Origin of the sequence: Nonomuraea aurantiaca, from assembly GCF_020215705.1 — a bacterium.
GTDB classification, from domain to species: domain Bacteria; phylum Actinomycetota; class Actinomycetes; order Streptosporangiales; family Streptosporangiaceae; genus Nonomuraea; species Nonomuraea aurantiaca.
Genome location: NZ_JAIWNB010000011.1, coordinates 65,239 through 89,503, shown reverse-complemented (window position 1 = coordinate 89,503; position 24,265 = coordinate 65,239). Strand labels below are relative to the sequence as shown.

Genomic DNA, 24,265 nt, shown 5'->3' with positions numbered 1-24,265 from the left:
ACTCCTCGCTCGGCTACTTGCACATATATCGTTATTGCGAGCACACGATCTTCTGGCAGAACCTGTCCCCGGACGGCGGCGACCGTCCCGACGGCGAGCTGGGTGCGGTCATCGACGAGCACTTCGGCTCCTTCGACGCCTTCGCCAAGCAGCTCACCACGGCCACCGCGACCGTGCAGGGTTCGGGCTGGGGGGTGCTGGCCTGGGAGCCGCTGGGACGTCGCCTGGTGGTCGAGCAGGTCTACGACCACCACGGTAACGTCGGCATGAACACCACCCCGCTGCTGGTCTTCGACGCCTGGGAACAGGCGTACTACCTGCAGTACCGCAACGTGCGCCCGGACTACGTCGAGAAACTGTGGGACCTGATCAACTGGACCGACGTCATCGCCCGCTTCGAAGCGGTACGCGGCGCCTGACCTATGACCGCGGCGCCTGCCTGCCAGCTTGGTCCAGCGAGTCGGGCGGGCGCCGCCTGCCCCGGGACCGCCGTGGTCCCGGGCGGCGACGGCAGGCCCAAATGGAAGAATCACCTCATGGCAGAAGGTATTACGACATTTCAGGCCACCACGGATGACGGAGACGTGGTGGGGGAGATCCACGCGGAGTCCTGGAAGGTGGCCTACGACGGCTTCTTCGACCCGGCATACTTCGCCGAAGCCGTACGGAGCCGACGCGAGAAGTGGCACGACACGCTCGCCGACGGGCAAAGCACCATCCTGCTCGCCGCGCTGGACGGACGCCCGCTGACCTTCTCCTACTTCGGTCCCTCGCCGACGCGGCCAGGCGATGCGGAGATCTTCGGCTTCTACAGCCACCCGGACGGATGGGGCACCGGCAGCGCGGGCGTCCTGATCGCCGCCTCCTTGACCAGGCTGCGCGAGGAGGGCTTCGGCGGGGTGCATCTGTGGACGCTGCGCGACACACCCCAGTCACGCCGCTTCTACGCCAAGAGCGGCTTCACCGAGTCGGGTGCGGTCCGCAAGCACGATTTCGGTGACGGCAATCCGATCGAGCAGGTCGAGTACGAACTGAACTTCCGCTGATCCCGTAGGCTGTCCCCGGAGAGAGACGGCGGACGCTTGTCGGTGTCCTTGCGGGTCGCCAGGGGCCTGGAGCAGGGCGGCTCGGCGGCGGTGCGGGCGGCGCGCATCTCGGCGCGGTAGGCGGACCGTACGCGGGCGGGCATCGGGCGGCCGATCATCGGGGATCCTCCTGGGTGGGCGCGCAGCAGCCATCAGTGCACGCGTCGACTTCGGTGGCGTTGGCGGTTGAGGTCGTCAAACCGGCAGGCACGGCGCAGCAGGCATCGCCGCGCCAAGCTTCGCGGCCTTCCTTGACCGCCACGGCGGCGATGACCAGGGCGGTGATCGGGTCCGCCCAGGACCAGCCGAACAGGCTGTTGAGCGCCAGCCCCACGAGCAGCGCCCCGGACAGGTAGGTGCACAGCAGGGTCTGCTTGGAGTCGGCCACCGCCGAGGTGGAGCCGAGCTCGCGGCCGGCGCGGCGCTGGGCCGCCGACAGGAACGGCATGATCACCAGGCTGAGCGCGGCCAGGATCAGCCCGGGCGTGGAATGTTCGGCCTGTCCGGCGCCAAGCAGGGCGCGTACCGCATCGAAGGTGACGTAGGCGGCCAGCGCGAAGAAGGAGATCGCGATGACGCGCAGCGCGGCCCGTTCCCGGCGCTCGTGGTCGGTGGCGGAGAATTGCCAGGCCACCGCGGCGGCCGAGGCGACCTCGACGACGGAGTCGAGCCCGAAGCCGATCAGCGCGGCGGAGGAGGCGACGGCGCCGGCGGTGATGGCCACCGCGGCCTCGATCACGTTGTAGGTAATGGTCGCCGCGACCAGCAGCCGGATCCGGCGCTGCAGCAAGGCGCGCCGGGCCGGAGCCGGGCGGAGGCCGGGCAGGTTCGTCACGCTCACGCCCTCGACGCCTCCCCGGCCACCGGCTCCCCGGCCACCGGCTCGGCGTCCCCGCCCCCACCTCCGCTGCCATCCCCGTCGGTGTGCTCGGTGCCGTAGACGGGGCACAGGGCGATCGCGTGGCCGGTGGCGGCCAGCAGCTGCTCGGCTGAGGCCAGCAGGTCCATCAGCTCCGGCCGGGTCAGGGAGTAGAACGACTGGCGGCCCTCGGTGCGGTAATCGACCAGCCCGCAGTCACGCAGGCAGGCCAGGTGCTTGGACACGGTGGACTGGGCCAGCCCCAGCTGGGCGGTCAGGTCCACCACCCGCGCCTCCCCCCGGGTCAGGCGCTGCACGATGCGCAGCCGGGTCTCATCGGCCAGGGAGTGGAACAGCGCCGCCGCAGGGGAGATGCCGGCGGCGATATCGGTACTCACACATCTGCCGCCATCGGGATCGGCACTCACACATCGATCATCTTCAGAATCAATCGCCATATCACGATGATAGCCGGATTTCGGGATGAATGGGGGCAGGCTCAAAGAGCGCGGTCAAGGCCAGGCGCTGATCACGCCTCTCTGCGGGCGATGTCGCGCAGCGCCGCCGCGAGCCGGTCCACATCGTCGGCGGAGGTGAACAGGGCCGGGGTGACGCGTACGGCGGCGCCGCCGGTCATCCCGGTGCGGGCGACGGTGAAGATCCGGTGCCGGGTCATGAGCTCGTCGGCGATGGCCTGGTTGTCGGCTTCAGAGGTACGGCCGCGCAGTCGCAAGGCGGTGATGGCGCCGTACATGTCGGGCTCGTCCGGAGTGAGGATCTGCACGGTTGGGAGGTCGCGCAGCACGGGCTGACCACCTCGCTGCCCTGACTCCTCGCGGCGGCCGCCGTGACCGGCTTCGCCGGGGCGCTGTTCAACCCGGCGGCCCGCGCCTACCTGGCCGTCGAGGCCGGCGAGCGCAAAGTGACGGCCTTCGCCGTGTTCAACGTGTTCTACCAGGCAGGCATCCTGCTCGGTCCGCTGGCCGGCATCGCCCTGATGAGCGTCGGCTTCCCGGCCGTGTGCCTGTCCGCGGCGGCGATCTTCGCGGTGCTGGCCGTCCTGCAAGGCGTGTGGCTGCCCGCCCGGCGCCCTCCTGCGGCAGAACGCCAGCCGGTGCTGCGCGAGTGGCGCGCGGCGTTCGGGAACCGGGCGTTCGTCTCCTTCGCCGCGGCGATGATCGCCTCGTACGCGCTGTCGTACCAGATGTACCTGGCCCTGCCGCTGCAGGTGCAGCGCTTCGGCGGCGGCCAGGCGGGGGTGATGGCGCTGTACGCCCTCTCCGCGCTGCTCGGCATCGCCGGGCAGGTGCACCTGACCACCTGGTGTGCGGCGCGCTGGAGCCGCGGCCAGGCGATCAGCCGCGGTCTGGCCCTCATGGGCATCGCCTTCCTGCCGCCGGCCGCGGCGGCGCACCTGCCGCTGGCGCCGGTGTGGGCGATGCTGCCGGTGCTCGCCTGCACTCTTCTGCTCACGGTCGGCACCCTTGTGGCCTTCCCGTTCGAGATGGCCACCATCGCCGACATGGCGGGAGATCGGCTGATCGGCACCTACTACGGGATCTACAACCTGGCCTCGGGTGTGGGCATCTTGACCGGCAACCTGGTCGCCGGTGCCCTGCTCGACGCGGCTCGTACGACGCGGCTGGCCGCTCTGCCCTGGCTGCTGCTGGCCGTCGCCGGGCTCACCTCCGCTGCCGCCGTCAGACGGCTGGACCGGCGTGACCGGCTCGCCCCCGCCGGCCGGGTGGCCACCACCACCTGACCAGCGGCGTCCTAGACCAGGGAGGCCAGGGCACGGACGGCGATCCCCGTGCCGACGAGCAGGACGAGTGCGGCGGTGATCGTCGCCGTGTACGGGCGCAGCCTGGTCAGCCGGTTCGTCAGGGTGAGGCCGGCCAGGCGGCGGACGGTGAGGGCCGCGGCGAGCAGGGTCAGGGCCATGCCCAGTCCGTAACAGACGACCGTGACGATCCCGAACGCCGTGCGCCCGAGCGCCATCGCCCCCAGCAACACCACCAGAGCCGACGGGCTCGGCACCAGCCCACCCGCGATCCCCAGCCCGACCACGCCCCGCCCCGACGGAGCGAAATGTCCGTGCCCATGCCCATGCTCGTGCGCACGCCCGTGTCCGTGCGCATGCCCGTGCTCGTGCGCCTTCCCAACCGCGTGCCCGTCCGCGTCTCCGTGGTGGCTCGCGGGTCGTACGGTGGCTGAGCGGAGCAGGGCGGCGCCGATCGCCGCGATGAGCAGCCCGCTGATCACCCCGAGCCAGCCCAGCACCGCCGCCCCGGCGATCGAGGCGCTGACCGACAGCAGCACGCCCAGCACGATCACCCCGGCGGTGTGCGTCAGCGTCACCGTCGCGGCCACCGCGAGCGCGTCCCGCAGGCCGCCGTCACGCCCGGCCAGGTACGCGGCCATGACGGTCTTGCCGTGGCCGGGCAGCGCGGCATGGGCGGCACCCAGGACCAGCGACACGAGCAGGGCCAGCAGCCCGAGCGGGACCGTCAGCCGGTCGGCCCCGACCAGGCTGTTGAGGCGGTCGGCCAGCAGACCGGTGTAGCGGGTGAGCACGTCCGCACCGGGCACGCGGGCCGATGTGCCGAGGCCGCCGCTGCCCGGCTCCACCGTGAAGCGGGCCTGGCGGACGTCGAGCGGGGAGCTGAGCAGGTCCGCCGGGTACGCGTGCAGCTCACCGGACATGCTGCGGGCGGGCACACTGGACGCGCTGAGCCGGACACCGGAGCCGGCCGCCGTGATCTCCCGCCAGCCGACGGCCTCGCCGCGGTACGGGTTGGCGAACGTCAGAGTGAGCGGCCGCTCAACGCGTAGCGGGGCGGTCAGACGGCAGGTGAGCCTGCTGGTGGGCAGCCCGGCGGCACCGGGGCGGTAGGCGAAGGACGCGCTGGTGACACGCCAGGCCAGTGGCCGTTCCCCGACCTGCCCGCGCACCGCGTCGGCCAGCTCCCCGCAGGCGCGCGCCGCATAGGCATCGGGTGGCCCGGAGGTGTTCTGGCGCTGCTGCAGGGTGGGGATCTCGGCGCTGTCGATGATCGCCGTGTCCTCGATCCGGTCGAGGAACACTCTCAGACCGTCGTAGTGGTTGACGCTCAGGTTCCCCAGCGGGTGCGCGGCCAGGATCACAGCGGCGGCGACAACGCCGATCACGCCGCGCCGCCCAGTGCCGCTCGGGCCTTCGTTGGGCCGTCCGGGGAGAAGTACGGGTTGATGGACAGCGCCCTGGCCAGCTGGGCGTGGGCCGAATCGGTGCGGCCGAGGGCGCGGGAGATCTCCCCTCGGTGGTAGGCGAACAGCGCGTTCCGCCCGCCGAGCCGGTCGGCATAAGCGGCATATCGGGCGGCATCGGCGTGGTGTCCGGCCCGGTGCAGGGCCCAGCCGAGCGCGTCGGCCACGTCCACACTGTGCCGCCGCCCCCACTCCGCCCGCAGCTCTCGCACGGCGACAGCCGGTGAGCCGTGGTCCGCCTCGTACCGGCCGACGGCGAGGGAGTCCGTCACGCCGTTCGCCGCCTGCACCTTGACCTGCGCGCGAAACACCGCGTACAGCCGCCGAGCCCCGGCCCGGTCCCCGAGGTGCTGGAGCAGCTCGCCGTACTCCACGACGAAGGAGGGACTCCGCGTGACGGCGGCGGCGTAGTCGCGCCGCGCGTCGGCGAAGCGCCCGAGCGCGGCCTCGGCGCGGGCCTTGCCGGCGAGAGAGCCTGCGAGAGAGGGGGTGTGTGAGGGGTCGGCGGCCAGCGCCTCGGTGTAGGCGGCCAGGGCGGCGCGCGGGTCGCCGTCGCTCCAGGCGAGCTCCCCGAGCTGCCACACGCAGAAGGCATAGTCGGCGGGGTCGGAGGCGATCTCGCGGGCCCGTTCCAGGGCCTCGCGCGCACGGGCGCTCTGCCCGCGCAGCTGGAACAGGTGCGCGGCACGGGTGAAGGAGACCAGGTCCGGACGGCCGTCGAGCAGGTGGCGGAGCACCCGGTCGGCCTTGACGTACTGGCCGAGCTCCACGTACGCGTCGGTGAGCACGGCGTACAGCGGCCACCGATACGGCGCGGCGCGGCGCGCCCGCGTGCCCCAGCGCAGCGCGAGAGCGAAGTCGTGCCGGGCGTTGGCCAGGGCGCCCATCCCGATCACGGCGTCGATGTGCGGCAGGGAGCGCTGCAACGCCCCCTGCGCCTTTCCGTAGAAGGCCGGGTCGCCGGTACGGCGGGCCTGCTCCAGGTACGCGCCGCCGAGGTCGGCCCAGGTCCGTGTGTCGCCGGGGTGGCGGCGCAGATGGTCCTGGGCCTGATCGATGAACGCGGCCGGTTCGTACGCCGTACGCCGCGGAGGGGTGGGCGGCGGTTCGTCCCGGCGGAGCCAGGCGCCGGGGGCGAACCAGGCCAGCAGGGCGCAGCCCAGGAGCACGCAGCCCAGCAGCGGTAGCGCTTTCCGTACGCGTCTCATCGGTCCTCGGTCTAGGCGTGCACCGGCAGGCCGACGTACGGGAAGCTGCCGGTGAGGGGTGCGGTGAGGAAGACCGGGTTGTTCTCGTCGATCAGACCGGGCGCGCCCGGTCCCGCCGGCTCGCCCAGGAGCATCCGGAGGTTGACGGTGACCACGTCGTCGGTGAGGCGGCGGCCGTTGGGATAGCCCTGCTTGTCGCCTTTGAGGTAGCCGTACTTGTGTGGTTCGGCAGTGACGGTGGTGCTCATGTTGAGCCGCAACTGCTCCGTGGGCGTGAAGCCCGAGGCGTCCCGGTTGAGCAGCTGCGAGTTGAGGTCCTCCTTCAGCGGGCCGCCCCGCTTGGTGGTCAGGCCGGTGAGGTAGATCTCCTCCAAGTCCGCGCGCGGTGGGGCCGGCGCCTTGACCCCGGCCTGCCGCTCGACGGTTCTGGCCTGCTCCGGGTCCCGGGTGGACTCGACGACCAGGCCGCTGCCGGCGTCGTCCTGCGGGCGCATGCCGTTGAAGCGGTCACGCGAGGCGAACGGGATGAGCGCCTCGTTGTAGTTGGGGTTGCCCAGCCGTGACACCTGCTTGTACTCGCCGTTCAGGGATTTGCGGGCGGCCGTGGTCCAGACGCCGACGACCGGGTTGGCCGTGGGGTCGCCGCCCAAGGCCAGTTCGGACTTGGGGACCTGGATGGCGAGCGAGTCGACGTTCATCGGCACGCCGGTGGCGATCGGCGGGAACGGCATGCCGAACCTGAGCAGGTTCACCGCCTTGTTGTCGCTGAAGAAGGGATCGGCGGCCTGCCCGGTGAAGACCTTTCCGCCGCCGGGCAGGTCGAGCACGGCCTTCTGGCGCAGTCTCTGGTAGCCGGGCGTGATCAGGAGGCCCATGTCGGAAGGGCCCACGTAGCCATCCCTGATCAGGGTCTGGTCGGGCTGACCCGGCCGCAGCTTGGTCAGTGTGAAGCTCTGCTCCACCAAGGATTCGGGTCCGGCCGCCTGGCGTTCGCGCCGCAGGACCGAGGGCACCGGGAACCCCTTGTTGCGGAAGGTCCAGCGGTAGGTGATGGCCGCCTTGCCGCTGCCGGTGTTGTCGATGTGCAGGTCGTATTGGACGTTGGTGTCGAACTGGTAGGGCTTGTTGGGGATCTGGAAGGGGATGTAGTCCGCCACGATGGTGACCGTGTCGGGCTTGTCCGGGCTGGTGAAGGCGTACAGGTCGCTGGCGTCTATGACCTTGTCCTTGAACGTCCCCGGGGCGTCCCAGTGGCTGGTCGCCGTGACGGCGTCCATCGCCGGGCCGAGCAGCGCGGCGCCGGCCAGCACGGTGGTGGAGGCGGCGGCGGCCATGAGCCACGGCCGTCTGCCGATGAGGTTCAGCATCATGTCCCTCGCTTCGCGGATGGTCTCGTACGCGGTTCCGGGTGGTACGCGGCGACGGAGGGGGGCTCTCCGCCGCCGCGGGTGCCGGGCTGTTACAGGTACTGCACGACCGCGTCGAGGTTGGCGAGGTAGTCGCCCTCGTTCAGCGTGATGCCGGTGAGGTCCTTGACCGTGGTGCTGAGGTACGCGCTGACGTAGAACGGCCAGTACTTCGGCCCGACGCCGCCCTCCAGCGGGCGGGGCGTGGCCACGGTCGGCAGGAACTCGTGCAGCTTGTACGTCGCCACGAGCTGCTCGCCCTGTTCGACCCCGTCGATCGTCACGTCGGCGTGAGCACCGTCAGCGCGCAGGTGAATGTCGTGGATCGTCACCTTGTGACCGCTCTTGACGTCGTTGAGGGTGAAGCCGCCCGGGTAGTACACGCCGTTGCACGGGTCGATGTGGTCCTGCTGCCAGCCGATCGGCATGTAGACGCCCTTGTTGCGGGGCTTGGCCTCGATCGGGTCGACCCCTTCCACCATGACGCCCCGGTCATCGAGCAGTTGGACGACCTTCGCCCCGAAATCGAAGTTGGCATGCCCCTTCGGGCCGAAGTACGGCAGCTTGAAGCAGACGGCGCTGAGCTGGTCCACGGGCGGACCGCCGGGGACGCCGGGTCGCGGGGGGAAGGGGTTGGCGGCCGCGGAAAGGGCCGGTGCCGCCAGGAGCATCGCGGTGACGAGTGCGGCGGTTCGGGCGACGAGAGGGAGAGCGCGCATGCAGTGCACCTTTCATCGTGCGGAGGGTGTCTGGCTCCTGACCAGGCCAGATGCACTTACTGTAATCAATCAACTACGCACGGTAAAGGGTCTGCAAAAGAAGTCTGCCGAAGGGCATTAGCCCACAAACAGCATCAAAGGCTCATGATCCGCTGACGCTGAACGGCGCGAACCACTGACTGATCACCCGTACCTTTCCGGACGACGGCGGGATGGCGGCGACGTAAATGGCGCCGCTCTTCATGGTGACCTTGGATTTGTAGAACGCGCTGCGGCTCAGCGCCTTCCAGCCGGGCTGCGACAGCCCCAATTCCGCGGCGCCGGGGCGGGCGGTGAAAGTGTCCTGCTCGCGCATTCCGTACCAGACCACGGCACCGCCGGCCGACGTCTTGAGGGCGAAGATCTCCGGTGCGAGTTGCGGCTGGTATTTCAGATTCCACTGGCCCCGCGCCTTCTGCCGGTCGCTCCGCAGGCCGGCCACGAGCTTGCTGGTGTAGTCGCCGGCCGCGAACAACTGCTTGGCGTCCGCGTCCGCGCCGAGCGTGCTCATCAGGCGCGCGTGCCTCGTGGCCGCCTGCCGGGGTGAGACGGCGAGGCCGCCGCGCTCGTCCACGTTCAGCGCGGTGGCGTAGCCGTTGCCGTCCTTGGCGATGGCGGGTGGCCGCGTCGCGGAGGCGGAGACCACGCGCCACCCGTCGGTGGTCTGCTGGAAGATCAGTTGTGTCCAGTTCGACCCGGTCTTGTACTCGGCCAGGAACCAGTCGCCACTCGCCGGGATCGCGAACCGGGACTTATCGACTCCGGCGCGGCCTTTCCTGCGCTCGCCGAGCAGCGCGTCCATCCGGGCGTCGGCGTTGGTCAGTTGCAGAGAGAGCCCGGCTTCCGCGGCCTCCCAGCCTTTGCCCTTCGAACTCGCCTGCTTGGCCAGGCGCTCGTACCGGTCGAGAATGCTCTTGGCCTCGGAAGGGGAGACCGATGCGCCGGCCGGCAGCGGATTCGCGGTCGCGCCGCCCGCGAACGCCGGTGCTGCCGGTTCGCCGCCGCCATTGCACGCGGCGACACCGGAAAGCGCGAGAACAATGACTGAATGGCGGATCCTCATGGCAAGTCTCCGGAAAGTCGATTGCCACGAAGTACGCAGTAACCCCCGATCCAGGTTCACCGCTATTCCCAATCGGCAAGTTCACCGGGAATTGCCGCGCGGATTCGACGAAGTACGCCGGGCAAACGTGGGCAACAGCCCCCGGGGCAGGAAAAGGACGACGAGGATGAGGACGAGTGCGTAGACCGCGTACGACAGCACGCTCGGCGCGTACGTCGGCATCCCCGGCAGGTTCGCGACCCGGTCGAGCCCCTGCACGAGCAGCGTGATCGCGGTGGCGCCGACGACGGCTCCCCAGACCGTGCCCAGGCCGCCGACGACGGCCATGACGATGTACTGGATCGAGATGAGCACCGGGAACGACCCCGGCGCGACGTACCCGGTGTAGAAGCAGTAGATGCCGCCCGCCAGGCCGGCGAAGGCGGCCGACAGCGCGAACACGACGAGCTTGTAGCGGCCGACCGGGATCCCGGCGGAGGCGGCGGCGGTCTCGCTGGTGGCCAGGGCGCGCAGGGCCCGGCCGGGCCGGGAGGCGATCACGTTGTGCGTCACGAGCATCACCAGGGCCAGGCCCGCCCACGTCAGATAGGCGTACGCGGACGCGCTCTCCGCCTCGACCGAGCCGATGCCGAACCGGGGGATGGCCTGGAGCCCGATGTCACCGCCGGTGAAGTCCAGCTGCCCGGCCAGGGAGAGCAGGATCAACTGCATGGCCAGGGTGGCGAAGGCCAGGTGGTGGCCGCGCAGCCGCAGCAGCGGCGTACCGATCACGAGGGCGAACGCCGCCGCCGCGACGGGCGCGGCGATCAGCCCGGCCAGGGGCGGGACGCCGTTCAGCGCGAGCAGGGCGGCGGTGTAGGCGCCGATGGCGTAGAAGGCGCCCTGGCCCAGGGAGACCTGCCCGGCGTACCCCATCAACAGGGAGACCCCGACCGTGACCATGGCCGCCAGGCCGAGCAGGATGTACACGGCCAGCGAGCTGTCGTCCAGCACGGCGGGCAGGACGAGCGTGACGGCGGCGATCAGCAGCCCGGCGGCCGCCCGCTTCACACCGTCTCCTGGTGGATCGTCGACCGGCGGCCGGCCTGTACGACCATGACGACGAGCATGAGACCCAGGGCGACCTCCAGCTGGTGAGACCCGTAGCCGTACCCCGCCGCCATGGTCTCGGCGACGCCGAGCAGCAGCGCGCCGCCGAGCGCGACGCCGGGCCGGGTGAGCGCGCCGAACACGGCGGCGGCGAAGCCGTTGACGATGAGCGTGACGTCGGTGTCGAACGAGATGGGCCGCAGCGGCGTGACCAGCACGCCGGCGATGCCGCCGAGCAGCCCGCCCAGGGCGAAGGCCAGCAGGCCCATCAGCCGGGTGTCGATGCCGATGACGCGGGCGGCGAACGGGTTGGAGGCGCACGCGGTCAGCGCCTTGCCCAGGTAGGTGCGGCCGAAGAACAGGACGAGCAGGACGAACGTCGCCGCGGTGACGGCGATGACGAGCAGGTGCTGCGTCTGGACGCGGGCCCCGGCGATGGTCACCGAGCTGGCCAGGCCGGGGGCCGAGCGCGGCTGGTCACCCCACAGGACGATCTCGACGGCGTACGCGAGGACGCCCACGCCGAGCGTGACGATGAGCGACGACAGAGGGGTGGTGTCCCGTTTGCCGGTGGCGGCCAGACCGGTCAGCAGGCCCGCCAGAGCGGCGACCAGGACTGCGGCGACCTCGCTGACCCCGTGGGGGACCCCGAGCCCCAGCAGCGAGGAGGTGCAGAGCCCGGCGACGACGGCGAAGGTGCCCTGGGCGAAGTTGACCACCCCGGTGACCCGGTAGATGGTGACCAGCCCGCTGGCGATGAGCGCGATGGCGCACCCGACGGCCAGGCCGTTGAGCAGGTAACCGATGAACGCGCTCATGTGATCGCCCCGCCCAGGTACGCGCCGGCCACGCGCGGGTCGTCGGCCAGCTCGGCGCACTCGCCCTCGGCCACCACGCGCGCGGATTCCAAGACGTAGGCCCGCCGGCACAGCTCGAAGGCCAGCCGCGCGTTCTGCTCGATGAGCAATACCGTCAGGCCGTGCGTACGGTTGAGCTCGGCCAGGTGTTCCGCCAGCCTGGCGGTGAGCAGGGGAGCGAGCCCCAGCGACAGCTCGTCGACCACGAGCACGTCGGGCCGCGCCATCAGCGCCTGGCCGAAGGCCACCATCTGCTGTTCGCCGCCCGACAGCACGCCCGCCCGCCTGCCGGACAGCTCGGCCAGCTGAGGCAGCAGCTGGTAGACGAACGAGGGGTCGCGCTGCCGGGACCGCCAGCCGCCGAGGGCGAGATTGTCGGCGACCGACAGATCCGGGAACACCTGGCGGCCCTCGGGGATGAGCGCCAGCCTGCCGTCGATCCGCACGGTCCCGGAGGCCGGGGTGAGCAGGCCCGCCAGGGTGTTGGCCAGTGTCGACTTGCCCGCGCCGTTCGGGCCGAGCAGCGCGACCATCTCGCCGCGCCGTACCGAGAGCGTGACGTGATCGAGCGCGGTGGCCGCGCCGTACGAGACGACCAGGTCGCGGACGTCGATCATGAAGCCTGTCCGAGATAGGCGGCGAGTACGAGCGGGTCCGCGCGCACCTCGGCGGGGGAGCCGTCCGCGATGACCCGCCCGAGGTCGAGGACCACGACGCGGTCGGCGAGCCGGGTCACGAAGGCGACGTCGTGCTCGATGAGCAGGATGGTCAGCCCGCTCGCGCGCAGCTCCTCGACCAGGGCGGCGAGCCGTTCGCGCTCGCCGCCGCGCAGCCCGGAGGCGGGCTCGTCGAGCAGCAGCAGCCGGGGCCGCGCGCACAGGGCGCGGGCCAGCTGCAGCGCGCGCTGCTGGCCGATCGGGAGCTGGTCGGCGGGCCGGTCAGCCCACTCGGCCAGCCCCACCCGGTCGAGGGCGAGGTCCGCCTCGCGGGCGATCTCCCGCTCGTCGGCGCGATGCCGCGGCAGCCGCAGCGCCGCCGCGACGAACCCGGCCCGGGTACGGCTGTGCGCCCCGACCATGACGTTCTCCCTGACCGTCATGCCGCGGAACACCCGGGCGCCCTGGAAGACGATGGACATGCCGAGCCGGGCCCGGCTGTGGGGCGCCAGCCGCTCGACCCGGCGCCCGAGAAAGGCGATCTCGCCGCGGTCGGCGAGCAGGTGGCCGGTGATGAGGTTGAACAGCGTGGACTTGCCCGCGCCGTTGGGCCCGATGATCCCGCACACCTCGCCGTCCGCGACGCTCAGCGTGACGTCGTCGACGGCGTAGACGCCTCCGAAGGAGCGCGCTATCCCGGTGACCGCCAGCACCGCTACTCCGCGGCCACGGTCTTGGCGAGCTGCGCCTTGGCCCAGGGGGTGGTGATGAACTGGCCGTTCTTCACGGTGTTGACCGAGATGTACTCGGGGGAGAGCCCGGAATGGTCAGTGGGGGAGTAACGGAACCGGCCGTTCGGGGTGACCAGGTCCATGCTCTCCAGCGCCTGCTGGATCTTGGCCTTGTCGGTGCCGCCCGCCTTCTTGATCGCCTCGAACAGCAGCAGGCTGGCGCTGTAGCCGTCCTGCGCGAACTGCGGCGGCGGATAGCCGTACTTCTGCTGGTACGGCTTGGACATCTGCTCGATGACCTGCTTCTGCTTGCCGTCGGGTAACTGCTCGCCCACCACGCCGATGGCGCTCTGCACGGTCATCCCCTCGGCCGCCGCGCCCATCGGCTCCAGCCAGAGCTTGCTGGCCTGGGAGGCGGTCAGGAACAGCGGCACCTTCAGCCCCGCGGCGGCGTACTGCTTGGCGGCGGTGACGCCGGGCGCGCCGGAGCCCCAGAAGACCAGCGCCTCGGCCGCGGAGCCGCGTACATGGGTGAACAGCGGGCTGAAGTCGGAGGTCGTGGTCTCGTACGGCTCGTCCACGGCGATCTTCACGCCGTACTTCGGGGCGAGCGCGACCATGGCCTTGTGCCCGGACACGGAGTAGGCGCTCTTGGAGTCGTAGGCGACCGCGACCGTCTTGAGGCCGGTGGCCTGGAGGTACTGCAGGTAGCGCTCGGCGTACATGCTGGACAGCGCGGGGGTGACGAAGACGTACGACTTGATCGGCTCGACCTGCTCCTGGGCGGGCGCCAGCGACAGGTAGGGCATCTTGTCGCGCTGGGCCAGGGGCTCGATCGCCAGCGCCGAGTTGGAGAAGACCGGGCCGATCAGCGCGTCGATCTCGCCCTTGATCTGGTTGTAGGCCACGATGCCCTGGTCCGGCGCGGTCTTGTCGTCGCGGGCGACGAGCTCCACCTTGCGGCCCAGCAGGCCGCCGCCGTTGTTGATCTGCTCGACGGCCAGCTCGACGGCCTTCTTGTCCTCGCTGCCGAGCGGGGTGTAGTTGCCGGTCAGCGAGACGATGAGGCCCACTTTGATCGGGTCTTGAGCGCCGGATCCGCCGCCCCCGCCACCGCTGCCGCACGCGGCCGTGGCGAGAACGAGACAGGCCAAGGACGGGAGAAACCTGCGCATCAGGACCTCCAGGACCGCGAATGTGGCCCTGAATGTAGGCAGGCCCTTTACGACTGTCAATAGAGTGCCCAACATTGTGATCAGGAGGACGTTGGGCAGAATAGTGACAGTCGTTGCATAGTGGCCTAACTTTGGGCGTACTACGTACGCCTAGAGAAGGTGATCCACATGCGCACCTCACCACCTTTCCGCGCAGATCACGTCGGCAGCCTGCTCCGGCCACCCGCCCTGCTCAGCGCCCGTGAGAGCCTCACCGGCGAGGCGCTGCGCGAGGTGGAGGACGAGGCGATCCGCGAGGTCGTGCGCAGGCAGGAGGAGCTGGGCCTGCAGGCGGCGACCGATGGGGAGTTCCGCCGGGCCTCCTGGCACATGGACTTCATCTACCAGCTCGGTGGCATCGGCCAGGCCACCGGCGAGCACATCACGGTCCGCTTCCACAACGAGCAGGGCGACCTCGAGTACACCCCCGCGGCGATGCGAGTGCACGACAAGATCCGGCTGACCGAGCCGATCTTCGCCGACCACTTCACGTTCCTGCGCGACACCGTGACCACGGCGGTGCCCAAGCTGACGATCCCCTCACCCAGCATGGTCCACTACCGGGGAGGTCCCGCCTCCATCGATCCGGACGTCTATCCCGACATCGAGGAATTCTGGAGCGACCTCAGCGCCGCCTACGCCGAGCAGGTACGCGGGATCGGCGAGCTGGGCTGCACCTACCTGCAGTTCGACGACACCAGCCTGGCCTACCTGAACGACCCGGCGCAGCGGGCCGAGCTCGCCGAACGCGGCGACGACGCCGAGCACATGCACCTGCGCTACATCAAGCAGATCAACGTCGCGCTCGCGGCCAAGCCCGAGGGCATGGCGATCACCACGCACATGTGCCGCGGCAACTTCCGCTCCTCCTGGGCGGCCTCCGGAGCCTACGACTTCGTGGCCGAGGCGCTGTTCGGCGAGCTGGCGGTGGACGGGTTCTTCCTGGAGTTCGACGACGAGCGCTCGGGCGGCTTCGAGCCCCTGCGCTACGTCCCGCCGGGCAAGATGGTGGTGCTCGGCCTGGTCACCACCAAACGCGGCGAGCTGGAGTCCAAGGACGCGCTCAAGCGGCGCATCGACGAGGCCGCCAAGTTCATCGACCTGGACCAGCTCTGCCTGTCCCCGCAGTGCGGCTTCTCCTCCACCGTCGAGGGCAACGTCCTCGACGCCGACCAGCAGTTCGCCAAGCTGGCCCTGATCGCCGAGACCGCGCGGGAGGTGTGGGGCTAGGAAACCCCGGTCAGGCGCGGACGGCGCAGAGGAGGCGGTTGTTGCCGCGCTGCCAGAGCGTGCCGACCTCGGCGAAGCCCGCCGCCCGCAGGGCCTCGACGTGCTGGGACAGCAGGCCGGACTCGGTGCCGCTGTGATTCGCGCCCGCGGTCGTGCGAGCGGTACGGGCGTCGTTGAGCTCGGCGAAGGCGGGCTCGGCGGCGATCGCATCCCACCACTGCCGCCAGTCCTCGGGCCGATCGTCGGCGAACACCCGGTCGGTGTGGCGGTCGTGGACGGCGCGTTCGAGCCGGGCGATGACCGGAGTGGTGGCGTCGTCGGAGTCGAAGTGGTCGCCGTTGAGGAGCAGCCCGCCCGGCCGCAGCACGGAGACCAGGTCGGCGTACATCTTCCGGAGCTCCGGCACGGCGAGCCAGTGCAGCGCGGTGGTGCTCACCGCGACGTCGGCCGGGCGGTCGAGGGACAGCGAGTCTGTCCAGCCCGGTGTACGCAGGTCGAGGTCGACGAAGCCGAGCCGCGGGTACGCGGCCCGGCCGAGGCCGAGCAGCAGCGGGTCGGCGTCGACCGGGATCACCGTGGCCTTGGGCAGCCGCTCCAGGAGGCGGGCGGACAGCGAGCCCGGCCCGCAGCCCAGGTCGATGACCAGCGGGTCAGGGCGGCCCAGCGCCTCGACGGCGTCGATCAGCGCGGTGAAGCGCTCCTCACGGTCGGGCAGGTAGCCCTCCTGCTGCCGGTCCCAGCGCGCGATCCAGTCGAGTGCGATCTCGTGAGTGAGCACGTCGTCTCCTTGTGACCCTCGTTTAAGCTTTAGACAGTCACAAGCTAAAGCATAGGATGTAACTGGTCAAGTGGATTTCAACAGTCACACAGACGCGGTCGTCCGAGTCGCCGTGGCGGTGGTCAATGTGCTGACCCCGGGCGAGAGCCGGGGGCGGCCCTGGCCGGCGCCGCACGATCTCGCCGCCGCCGCCACGGACGTGCTCCGAACCGTCTACCCCACGCATCCCGAGGTCACCGAGGCGGAGGGCGGCGCGTACGCCGAGATCGCGGCGCGCCTGCGCGTGGTCTTCGAGGCCGTCGCGGCGGACGACATCGACACGGCGGCGACGCAGGTCAACAGCCTGCTTGAGGAGTCGCACGCCCGGCCGACGCTCCAACGGCACGACGGCGAGCCGTGGCACCTCCATTTCCACGGCACGGGCGGCACCCTGGCCGGCGACTGGGCGGCGAGTTGCGCCACCGGGCTCGCGATCGTGCTCGGCGGCGAGTTCTTCGACCGGCTCGGCGTGTGCACGGCGCCGCACTGCGACCGGGTCTATGTGGACGTGTCGCGCAACGGCACGCGCCGCTTCTGCTCCACCGCCTGCCAGAACCGGGTCAAGACCGCGGCCTTCCGGGCACGGGGGAAGACCACGTGAGCAGCTGGACCGGGCTGCCCGCGAGCAACCGGACCGAGGTGCCCGCGAGGACCGGGATTACGTGAGCAGCCGGATCGGAGCGCCCGCGAGGAACGCCTCGATGTCGGCCACGGCCTCCTGGAAGTACGTGCGGTAGTTGCCCCGGGTGACGTAGCCGAGGTGCGGCGTGGCCAGGACGTTCGGCAGCGTGCGCAGCGGGTGCTCGTCCGGAAGCGGTTCCTGGTCGAAGACGTCCAGCCCGGCGCCGGCGATACGGCCCTCCGTCAGCGCCTCGACCAGGGCGGCCTGGTCCACGATGGCCGCCCGCGAGGTGTTGACCAGGTACGCCGTACGACGCATCAGCGCCAGCTCCGGAGCGCCGATCAGCCCGCGGGTCCGGTCGCCGAGGACGAGGTGGATCGACACAATGTCCGACTCGGCCAGCAGGGCCTCCTTCGAGGCCGCGTACCGCACGCCCAGCTCGGCCGCCCGGTCGGCGGTGAGGTTGCGGCTCCAGGCGACGACGTCCATGCCGAAGGCGCGGCCGATGGCGGCCATCTGGGAGCCGATCTTGCCGAGGCCGAGCAGGCCGAGGGTGCTGCCGCGCAGGTCCAGGCCGATCGTGTGCTGCCAGGGGCCGCCCGCCCGCAGCGCGGCGGCCTCGGGGATCAGGTGGCGGGCCAGGCCCAGGATGAGGGCCCAGGTCAGCTCGGTGGGCGGCGCCGAGCTGCCGGCGGTGCCGCAGACCGTGACGCCGTGGGCGCGGGCGGCGTCGAGGTCGATGGAGGCGTTGCGCATGCCCGTCGTGATGAGCAGGCGCAGGTTCGGCAGACGGGCGAAGAGCTCGGCGGGGAACGGCGTGCGCTCCCGCATGATCACCAGGATCTCGTGGTCGTGTACGGCCCGCACCAGGTCGTCCTGCGTGGCGAAGTGCTCGCGGAAGCTCGTCGCCCGCACCGGGGACCAGTCGGCGAGGTCGAGTGCGATATCCTGGTAATCATCCAATACGGCACAGCGCAGCATAAATGCGGATATTACCGGCGCTGTCTCCGGCAGGTACAGGTGCTTACCGTCAAGCCGCTTCACCCATACTCCGCTGAATATCGGCACATGAGGGCTGAAGCGTGATGGGAGAGGACCACATCCCATGAGCAGATCCTTGGCAGTCGCCACCCTCACCACGGCAGCTCTCGTCACGGGCCTCGTAGCCCTCCCGGGCCCCGCCACCGCGAGCCCCGCCGGCGCCGCCGACCGCGGGCAACGCGTCGTCATGACCGGCCGGCAGGAGGTGCCGGGTCCAGGTGATCCGGACGGGCACGGCGCCTTCACCTACCAGGTGAAGGGCGAGACGCTCTGCTACACCATCGCCGCCGACCGCATCCTGCCCGCCACGGCCGCCCACATCCACAAGGGCAAGAAGGGCGTGGCAGGCCCGATCACCGTCACCCTGAAGACCCCGACCAAGGGTCCCGCGAAAGGCTGCATCAAGGCGGCCAAGCACCAGAGCGGCTCGAACGCCGCGCTCGTCCTGACCCAGAGCGAGCTGCACGGCATCGTCAAGTCGCCGGCCCGGTACTACGTCAACGTGCACAACGCGAAGTATCCCGACGGTGCCATCCGCGGCCAGCTCCCCGGCGGGGGCGGCGGGTCGGCGACCCGCTGACGCCGGTTCGCCGAGCCGCTGACCGACCCCTGCTCCAGCTCCCCGGTGCGATCGGGGAGCTGGAGCCCGTTCAACGGGTGGTCAGGCTTTCTGCCTCCTCGTGCAACGCCGCGATGAGGATCAGCTCCAGGTGGAGCTCGGCCAGATCGGGCGCCGCGAGGCCATCGAGGACGTGCATGGTGGGCCTCCCTCTACCAAGGACGCCCCACGAGTCACAGTGGTTTACCGGATCATTCCCTGAACCGTTCCCAGGCCGACTGCCGCGTCATGCCGAGCGAGGCGCCGATGCGCTCCCAGCTGACGTTCCTGGTGCGGAGGTGTCGTACCCAGTCGTGCAGATTGTCGTCGACCTGGACCTGCACGGCGACGATCTTGGGGAGGTGCTCGAGGATCTGGTCCTCGCTCATGGTCTCCCACATGGGCAGGCGGGGCTCGGAGGAGGGGTCGAGCCCCACCTCCTTGAGGATGTCGGCGCACAGACCCACACATTCGTTGCAGATGTGCACACCGGCCCCGGCGATGAGCTTGGCGACGTCGGCGCTGCTCTTGTGGCAGAACGAGCAGCGCAGGGTGTCCTTCCAGTCAGGCATGGCCTGACAGTAGCGCGTCAGGTGGTGCCTGACAACCCCGCGAGCGCCTGCATGATCTCCTGCCGCTCCTCGTTGATCCGGCGGCAGATCGTCACGTACGCGTTCAGTACCTTGCAGTACGCCTGCCGCGCCTCGTCGAGCTGAGCGCCGCGGATGACGATCCGCTCATGGTCGCCCTGTGCCTCGGCCTCGGCGAGCAGCGCTCGCGCCTCGTCCACGATCTCTTCCGCCCTGATCCGCGTACGGCGGAGCAGGGCGGAGCATTCATGGAGCTCTCCCAGTCGCGCTGAGGAGACGATGAACTCCGCATCGTTTACGGCCGAGCCGGTCACCCTGGGCCCGCGAAGATCGGATCCCACTCTCGCCACCTCCCCGGTCAAGGTTGCCTCACTGTAGACGCGTCATCCCGTCCCGTGGATCACCTGTCCGCGCGTGGGGGTACGGCATCCTTCCCTCGGGGGAGGTTCTCTCCTCCTGAGTGGGAAAACAGCTCCCCTGAACCCCGTTCGGTCCCGCCGGATTGTGCGGATTAGCGGCTTCACCTGCGCTTATGCGATGAGTGCGGAGAATCTTCGGTCTGGGGAAAAGGCGCGGAGGAAGAGGCGAGATCGGCCACGCGACGCCCGGTCGTCATCACATACTGAAACGACGTGACTGCGGTATGTGACGGCGGCTGAGGGGCGCGCTTGTGGCTATGGCGACATCGAACGGCGACGAGGACGCGGTGGACGTCAGCGTCATCATCCCGGCCCACAACTGCCGTGAATACCTGGACCGGTGCCTCACCGCCGCGCTGGTTCAGCGGATCAGGAAAGAGATCATCGTCGTCGACGACGGATCGACCGACGGCAGCGCCGAGCTGCTCGACCTCTACGCCACCTACCACAAGGGCAACGTCAGGGTCGTCAGCATCGCCGCCTCGGGCGGCGCCGGGCGGCCGCGCAACATCGGCATCGAGCACGCCACCGGCCGCTACGTCTTCTTCTGCGACGCCGACGACTACCTCGGCCCCGAGGCGCTCGAACGCATGGTCGCCATGGCCGACCGCAACGGCTCCGACATCGTGCTGGGCAAGGTCGTCGGGCACGGCAGGCGCGCTCCGACGTCGATGTTCCACCGCGGCGCCGAGCGGGCCGAGCTCGGTGACAGCACCGTCTACAACAGCCTGAGCTGCTTCAAGCTGTTCCGCAGGGAGATGCTGATCAGCCACGGCATCAAGTTCGGCGAGGGCATGCTGGTCGGCGAGGACATCCACTTCACCGTGCACGCCTACTGCCACGCCAAGGTGATCTCCGTGGTGGCCGACTACGACTGCTACCACCTGGTCGCCAGGTCCGACGGCAGCAGCATCATGCAGCAGCCGGGCAGCCGGGACCCGCGCGGCTGGCTCGGCATGATCCGCGGGCCGATCCAGCTCATGACCGAGCACGTCCCGCCGGGGCCGCTGCGCGACCACCTGCTCCGCCGGCACTTCAGGCTCGACGTGTTCGAGCAGCTCGGCGTGCCGTTCCTGAAGTCGGACGAGGTGCAGCGCAAGGAGATCGCGCAGGAGGTGGCCGCCCTCTGCGACAGGTGGCTGACGCCCGGCGTCTACGCCCGGCTCAGCCGGACCGACCAGCAGCGCATCGCCGCGCTCGGCGACATCCACCGCCTGGTGCGGCTGGCCCAGATCGAGGGCGCCGCCGTACGCCGCCGGTTGACCGGCCTGCGCTGGGAGGCGAACCGGCTGGTCGTGACCGGGGTGGCCGGGCTCGACGGCATGCCGGAGCACGACGGGGTCGCGCTCGTGCTGCGCGCCCGCAACGTGCGCGGGCAGGAGCTGATCGTGCCCGCCGAGCGCGACGGCGCCGCGTTCATCGCCAGTGTCGACGTGGCCGCGCTCGACTCCGGCATCTGGGACCTGCGGGTGGCCGTCGAGATGGAGGGCGTGGTCCGATACGGCCGCCTCGGCGCCGATCGTGACAGCTGTGTCACCCGGCCGGCGCCCCGGCTCATCGGCGCCGTGGTGGCGCTGCCGTACTTCACCAAGGGCAACGGCAACCTCAGCATCGACGTCGGCGGGCACCTGATGACGGTGCCGGGCCGGGCCAGGATCCATCGGACGCGCTGGACGCTCGGGCGGCGGCTGCTCATCGACGGTGAGGTCACGGTCGTGGGCGTGATCCCGGCGGCCTCGGCGATCAGCCGGCTGGTCTGGCGCGAGCGGCGTACGGGCAACGAACGGGCCGAGCGGGTGGTCGCGCTGCCGGGCGGCGGGTTCGCGGCCCGGCCCGCGATGGGCAAGTTCGCGCCGGGCATCTGGGACGCCTATCTGGAGGTCGAGCTGGGCGGGCCGCCCGCGAGGTTCCGGATCGAGACCGACGCCCAGACCGTCGCCGCGCCGCGCCGGCTGTGGGGCAGGTTGCGCGGCGGTGCCATGCTGCGCAGCGTGCGCCCGTACGCGACGTCGGGCAAGGGGCGGCTGAGCACGGTGGTGCTCAAGATGACCACCCGTACGGCCTTCCGCAGAATTCTCCGCTAATTGCCATCTATGTGCAGGTGCAAGACGATGTCCTAAAGTAGGCATGTTGCGACACCGCTTACGAAGGGCTTTGCCGTGCACGTACCCGATGGCTTCTTCGACGCGGCCGTATCCGTGTCCGCCGGCGCGGTCGCCGCCGCCGGTCTGGCGGTCTGCCTGCGCGGCGCGCGCCGCGAGCTCGACGACCGGACCGCGCCCATGGCCGGGCTGGTGGCCGCGTTCATCTTCGCCGTCCAGATGCTCAACTTCCCCGTCGCCGCGGGCACCAGCGGGCACCTGCTGGGCGGGGCGCTGGCCGCGATCCTCGTGGGGCCCTATACGGGCGTGCTCTGTATGGCCGTGGTCCTGCTGGTGCAGTGCGTGTTCTTCGCCGACGGCGGCCTCACGGCGCTGGGGATCAACATCACGATCATGGGCATCGTCACCGTGCTGGTCGGCTGGGGCGTCTTCCGGCTGGTCGCGCGGCTCGCCAAGGGCAAGGGCGGTGTGACGGTGGCCGCGTTCCTCGCCGCGCTGGTCTCCGTACCGTCGGCGGCCCTGGTGTTCTCGGCGCTGTTCTGGGTCGGCGGCACCGCGCCGATCGAGGTCTCCGCGGTGGCGGCCGCGATGGGCGGCGTGCACGTGCTGATCGGCATCGGCGAAGGCGTCATCACGGCCCTGACGGTCGGCGCGGTGCTGGCCGTGCGGCCGGACCTCGTGTACGGCGCGCGCGGGCTGACCACGCCCCTCGTGCTGAGGGGCGCCGAGGACGCGACGGTCACGGTGGGTGCCGAAGAGCCGGTCGAGCCGGTGGCCGCCCGCGGCCCGCTGCGGGCGTTCCTGCTCGGCGGCCTCGGCCTGACGCTGGTGCTGGCCGGGATCGTGTCCTTCTTCGCCTCCTCCAGCCCCGACGGCCTGGAGGCGGTCGCCGAGAACCATGGATTCCTCGACCAGGCCACCCACCACGTGTTCGGCTCGTGGGCGCTGGCCGACTACGGTGATGTGGGCGGCATCCCCGTGGGTGTCGCCGGGATCATCGGGGTCGGGCTCGTGCTGCTCATCGCCGGGGGCGTCGCCTATGCCGCTCGTGGCCGTGAGAGGGTCCGGACCTGAGGCTAGTGAACGAGAGACGGTGAGTGGCGGGTGGGCGCGGGGCACCATCATCAGCTCTACCTGGCAGGGGACTCGGTCGTGCACCGGCTCCCGCCGCAGTGCAAGCTGCTGGCCGTCGCCGCCTTCGCGATCGTGGTGGTGGCGACGCCGAGGGAGCGGTTCTGGGCCTTCGGGCTCTACGCGGTCCTGCTCGCGGGCGTCGCGGTGGCCGCCAGGGTGCCGCTGACGTACGTGCTGCGGCGGATGGTGGTCGAGCTGCCGTTCGTGCTGTTCGCCTTCCTCATCCCGGTGATCGGGCTGGGGGAGCGGACGACCGTCCTGGGCGTCTCGCTGAGCGTGGCCGGGCTCTGGGCCGGGTGGAACATCCTGGCCAAGGCCACGCTGGGGGTGGTCGCCTCGATCCTGCTCGCGGCCACCACCGAGCCGCGGGTCATCCTCATCGGTGCTCAGCGGCTGCGGCTGCCCAGCCTGCTGGTGCAGATCGCCATGTTCATGCTCCGCTACATGGACGTGATCATGGATGAGATGCGGCGGATGCGGGTCGCGCGGGAGTCTCGTGGCTTCGAAGCGCGCAATTTCCGGCACATCCCGGTGATCGCGCGCTCGGCGGGCGCCCTGTTCATCCGCTCGTACGAACGGGGTGAGCGGGTGCACCTCGCGATGCTCAGCCGCGGCTATTCAGGGCGGATGCCGATGATGGACGAAATTTCGGGATCCGTTGGGCAATGGGCTACGGCCCTCGCTCTGCCGGGCATGGCTCTGGCCGTACTAGGACTGTCAGCCGTACAAGGACTGTCACTGTGAACTCTCCGGCCGTCAACTCCCTCGAAGTGAACCGGCTCGCCTACGCCTACCCCGACGGGACGCAGGCCCTGTTCGGCGTGGACCTCACGATCCGGCGCGGCGAGCGCGTCGCGCTGCTCGGCCCCAACGGCGCCGGCAAGACCACCCTCGTCATGCACCTGAACGGCATCCTCACGGCCGGGCACGGCTCGGTGAGCGTGGCCGGCACGCCGGTGCGCAAGGACACGCTCAAGGAGATCAGGCAGCGCGTCGGCCTGGTCTTCCAGGACCCGGACGACCAGCTCTTCATGCCCACGGTCAGGGACGACGTGGCGTTCGGCCCGGCCAACTCGGGCGTGTCGGGCGCGGAGCTGGAGCGCACGGTCAAGGGCGCGCTGGAGCGGGTCGGCATGCTGGAGGTCATCGACCGGCCGCCGCACCACCTGTCGTTCGGCCAGCGCCGGCGGGTGGCCGTGGCGACCGTGCTGGCGATGGAGCCGGAGATCCTGGTGCTCGACGAGCCGTCGTCCAACCTCGACCCGGCCGCGCGCAGGGAGCTGGCCGAGGTCCTGCGCTCGCTCGACGTGACCGTGCTCATGGTCACCCACGACCTGCCGTACGCGCTGGAGCTCTGTGAACGCTCGCTGATCCTCTCCGACGGAGTGATCGTCGCGGACGGGTCCACCCGCGAGCTGCTCGCCGATACCGAGCTGCTCGCCCGCCACCGCCTGGAGCTCCCGTACGGCTTCGCCATCCCCGCGCCGGCGGAGCACGGCTGATCCAAGCAGGTCTTTTTTCTGTTTCGGGCTCCACATAC

General features: G+C 70.5%; 26 protein-coding genes and 1 pseudogene. 10 read left to right on the top strand and 17 right to left on the bottom strand.

What is annotated here, in order from left to right; genetic code table 11:
• Window positions 1-17 precede the first annotated feature (17 nt).
• Both LDL49_RS25685 and LDL49_RS25680 read left to right on the top strand, forming a co-directional pair.
• Complete coding sequence (locus LDL49_RS25685; protein WP_225294157.1) at window positions 18-419, top strand: superoxide dismutase; 402 nt, start codon at window positions 18-20, stop codon at window positions 417-419.
• A 117-nt stretch (window positions 420-536) separates the two neighbouring features.
• Window positions 537-1,046, top strand: coding sequence for a GNAT family N-acetyltransferase (locus tag LDL49_RS25680; RefSeq protein WP_225294155.1), 510 nt, complete (start codon window positions 537-539; stop codon window positions 1,044-1,046).
• A 154-nt stretch (window positions 1,047-1,200) separates the two neighbouring features.
• On the opposite strand, the gene LDL49_RS25675 is transcribed toward LDL49_RS25680, so the two are convergent.
• The 3 genes from LDL49_RS25675 to LDL49_RS25665 form a co-directional block, all read right to left on the bottom strand.
• Window positions 1,201-1,926: a cation efflux transmembrane domain-containing protein gene (locus LDL49_RS25675; protein WP_225294153.1), complete on the bottom strand. Its 726-nt coding sequence runs from the start codon at window positions 1,924-1,926 to the stop codon at window positions 1,201-1,203.
• Window positions 1,923-2,318: an ArsR/SmtB family transcription factor gene (locus tag LDL49_RS25670; protein ID WP_372470434.1), complete on the bottom strand. Its 396-nt coding sequence runs from the start codon at window positions 2,316-2,318 to the stop codon at window positions 1,923-1,925. Before LDL49_RS25670 ends, LDL49_RS25675 begins: the two co-directional genes overlap by 4 nt.
• A 155-nt stretch (window positions 2,319-2,473) precedes the next feature.
• Window positions 2,474-2,749, bottom strand: a complete 276-nt coding sequence (locus LDL49_RS25665) for an aminotransferase class V-fold PLP-dependent enzyme (protein WP_225294149.1) — start codon at window positions 2,747-2,749, stop codon at window positions 2,474-2,476.
• A gap of 36 nt (window positions 2,750-2,785) precedes the next feature.
• On the opposite strand from LDL49_RS25665, the pseudogene LDL49_RS25660 reads away from it, so the two are divergent.
• Window positions 2,786-3,706, top strand: a pseudogene (locus LDL49_RS25660) (MFS transporter); the annotation flags it as partial.
• A gap of 11 nt (window positions 3,707-3,717) precedes the next feature.
• Here LDL49_RS25660 and LDL49_RS25655 read toward each other — a convergent pair.
• The 10 genes from LDL49_RS25655 to LDL49_RS25610 form a co-directional block, all read right to left on the bottom strand.
• A complete protein-coding gene (locus tag LDL49_RS25655; RefSeq protein WP_225294145.1) occupies window positions 3,718-5,112 on the bottom strand; it encodes a High-affinity nickel-transporter in 1,395 nt (464 codons plus the stop codon).
• Window positions 5,109-6,398: a tetratricopeptide repeat protein gene (locus LDL49_RS25650; RefSeq protein WP_225294143.1), complete on the bottom strand. Its 1,290-nt coding sequence runs from the start codon at window positions 6,396-6,398 to the stop codon at window positions 5,109-5,111. The genes LDL49_RS25655 and LDL49_RS25650 overlap by 4 nt, the downstream gene beginning before the upstream one ends.
• A gap of 11 nt (window positions 6,399-6,409) precedes the next feature.
• The gene (locus tag LDL49_RS25645; RefSeq protein ID WP_225294141.1) at window positions 6,410-7,768 is read right to left on the bottom strand and encodes a DUF4331 domain-containing protein; all 1,359 of its coding nucleotides are present in this window, start codon (window positions 7,766-7,768) and stop codon (window positions 6,410-6,412) included.
• An 89-nt stretch (window positions 7,769-7,857) separates the two neighbouring features.
• Window positions 7,858-8,523, bottom strand: coding sequence for a hypothetical protein (locus LDL49_RS25640; protein WP_225294139.1), 666 nt, complete (start codon window positions 8,521-8,523; stop codon window positions 7,858-7,860).
• Between the two features lie 142 nt (window positions 8,524-8,665).
• Complete coding sequence (locus LDL49_RS25635; protein WP_225294137.1) at window positions 8,666-9,685, bottom strand: DUF8094 domain-containing protein; 1,020 nt, start codon at window positions 9,683-9,685, stop codon at window positions 8,666-8,668.
• Window positions 9,686-9,706: 21 nt separating this feature from the next.
• Window positions 9,707-10,675, bottom strand: a complete 969-nt coding sequence (locus tag LDL49_RS25630; protein WP_225294135.1) for a branched-chain amino acid ABC transporter permease — start codon at window positions 10,673-10,675, stop codon at window positions 9,707-9,709.
• Window positions 10,672-11,532 (bottom strand): branched-chain amino acid ABC transporter permease, encoded by an 861-nt coding sequence (locus tag LDL49_RS25625; RefSeq protein ID WP_225294133.1) that lies wholly within the window; start codon window positions 11,530-11,532, stop codon window positions 10,672-10,674. Before LDL49_RS25625 ends, LDL49_RS25630 begins: the two co-directional genes overlap by 4 nt.
• On the bottom strand, window positions 11,529-12,188 hold the full coding sequence (locus LDL49_RS25620; RefSeq protein WP_225294130.1) for an ABC transporter ATP-binding protein: 660 nt from the start codon (window positions 12,186-12,188) through the stop codon (window positions 11,529-11,531). The genes LDL49_RS25625 and LDL49_RS25620 overlap by 4 nt, the downstream gene beginning before the upstream one ends.
• The gene (locus tag LDL49_RS25615; protein WP_225294128.1) at window positions 12,185-12,940 is read right to left on the bottom strand and encodes an ABC transporter ATP-binding protein; all 756 of its coding nucleotides are present in this window, start codon (window positions 12,938-12,940) and stop codon (window positions 12,185-12,187) included. Before LDL49_RS25615 ends, LDL49_RS25620 begins: the two co-directional genes overlap by 4 nt.
• A gap of 2 nt (window positions 12,941-12,942) precedes the next feature.
• Window positions 12,943-14,133, bottom strand: a complete 1,191-nt coding sequence (locus LDL49_RS25610) for an ABC transporter substrate-binding protein (protein WP_225294126.1) — start codon at window positions 14,131-14,133, stop codon at window positions 12,943-12,945.
• Between the two features lie 168 nt (window positions 14,134-14,301).
• On the opposite strand from LDL49_RS25610, the gene LDL49_RS25605 reads away from it, so the two are divergent.
• Window positions 14,302-15,402 (top strand): 5-methyltetrahydropteroyltriglutamate--homocysteine S-methyltransferase, encoded by a 1,101-nt coding sequence (locus LDL49_RS25605; RefSeq protein WP_225294124.1) that lies wholly within the window; start codon window positions 14,302-14,304, stop codon window positions 15,400-15,402.
• Window positions 15,403-15,412: 10 nt separating this feature from the next.
• Here LDL49_RS25605 and LDL49_RS25600 read toward each other — a convergent pair whose 3' ends face one another.
• Window positions 15,413-16,180 (bottom strand): class I SAM-dependent methyltransferase, encoded by a 768-nt coding sequence (locus LDL49_RS25600; RefSeq protein ID WP_225294122.1) that lies wholly within the window; start codon window positions 16,178-16,180, stop codon window positions 15,413-15,415.
• Window positions 16,181-16,250: 70 nt separating this feature from the next.
• Here LDL49_RS25600 and LDL49_RS25595 point away from each other — a divergent pair, with 70 nt between their 5' ends.
• Window positions 16,251-16,820 carry a CGNR zinc finger domain-containing protein gene (locus LDL49_RS25595; RefSeq protein WP_225294121.1) on the top strand — a complete coding sequence of 190 codons (570 nt, stop codon included), beginning with the start codon at window positions 16,251-16,253 and terminating at the stop codon, window positions 16,818-16,820.
• A gap of 57 nt (window positions 16,821-16,877) precedes the next feature.
• Here LDL49_RS25595 and LDL49_RS25590 read toward each other — a convergent pair whose 3' ends face one another.
• A complete protein-coding gene (locus LDL49_RS25590) occupies window positions 16,878-17,804 on the bottom strand; it encodes a D-2-hydroxyacid dehydrogenase family protein (protein WP_225294118.1) in 927 nt (308 codons plus the stop codon).
• Between the two features lie 142 nt (window positions 17,805-17,946).
• On the opposite strand from LDL49_RS25590, the gene LDL49_RS25585 reads away from it, so the two are divergent.
• A complete protein-coding gene (locus tag LDL49_RS25585) occupies window positions 17,947-18,462 on the top strand; it encodes a CHRD domain-containing protein (RefSeq protein WP_225294116.1) in 516 nt (171 codons plus the stop codon).
• A gap of 230 nt (window positions 18,463-18,692) precedes the next feature.
• Here the strand turns inward: LDL49_RS25585 and LDL49_RS59270 are convergent, their stop codons facing one another.
• A complete protein-coding gene (locus LDL49_RS59270; protein ID WP_372470426.1) occupies window positions 18,693-19,052 on the bottom strand; it encodes a ClpX C4-type zinc finger protein in 360 nt (119 codons plus the stop codon).
• A 17-nt stretch (window positions 19,053-19,069) separates the two neighbouring features.
• Window positions 19,070-19,411, bottom strand: coding sequence for a hypothetical protein (locus LDL49_RS25575; protein WP_225294115.1), 342 nt, complete (start codon window positions 19,409-19,411; stop codon window positions 19,070-19,072).
• Window positions 19,412-19,746: 335 nt separating this feature from the next.
• Between LDL49_RS25575 and LDL49_RS25570 the strand changes: the two genes are divergently transcribed.
• From LDL49_RS25570 to LDL49_RS25555, 4 genes are all read left to right on the top strand, one after another.
• Window positions 19,747-21,573: a glycosyltransferase family 2 protein gene (locus LDL49_RS25570; protein WP_225294113.1), complete on the top strand. Its 1,827-nt coding sequence runs from the start codon at window positions 19,747-19,749 to the stop codon at window positions 21,571-21,573.
• Between the two features lie 75 nt (window positions 21,574-21,648).
• Entirely contained in the window at window positions 21,649-22,665 is a 1,017-nt protein-coding gene (locus tag LDL49_RS58470; protein WP_225294111.1) for an energy-coupling factor ABC transporter permease, read from the top strand.
• 30 nt (window positions 22,666-22,695) lie between these two features.
• Window positions 22,696-23,469, top strand: coding sequence for a cobalt ECF transporter T component CbiQ (gene cbiQ / locus LDL49_RS25560; RefSeq protein ID WP_225294109.1), 774 nt, complete (start codon window positions 22,696-22,698; stop codon window positions 23,467-23,469).
• Complete coding sequence (locus LDL49_RS25555) at window positions 23,466-24,227, top strand: energy-coupling factor ABC transporter ATP-binding protein (protein ID WP_225294107.1); 762 nt, start codon at window positions 23,466-23,468, stop codon at window positions 24,225-24,227. Before cbiQ ends, LDL49_RS25555 begins: the two co-directional genes overlap by 4 nt.
• Window positions 24,228-24,265 lie beyond the last annotated feature (38 nt).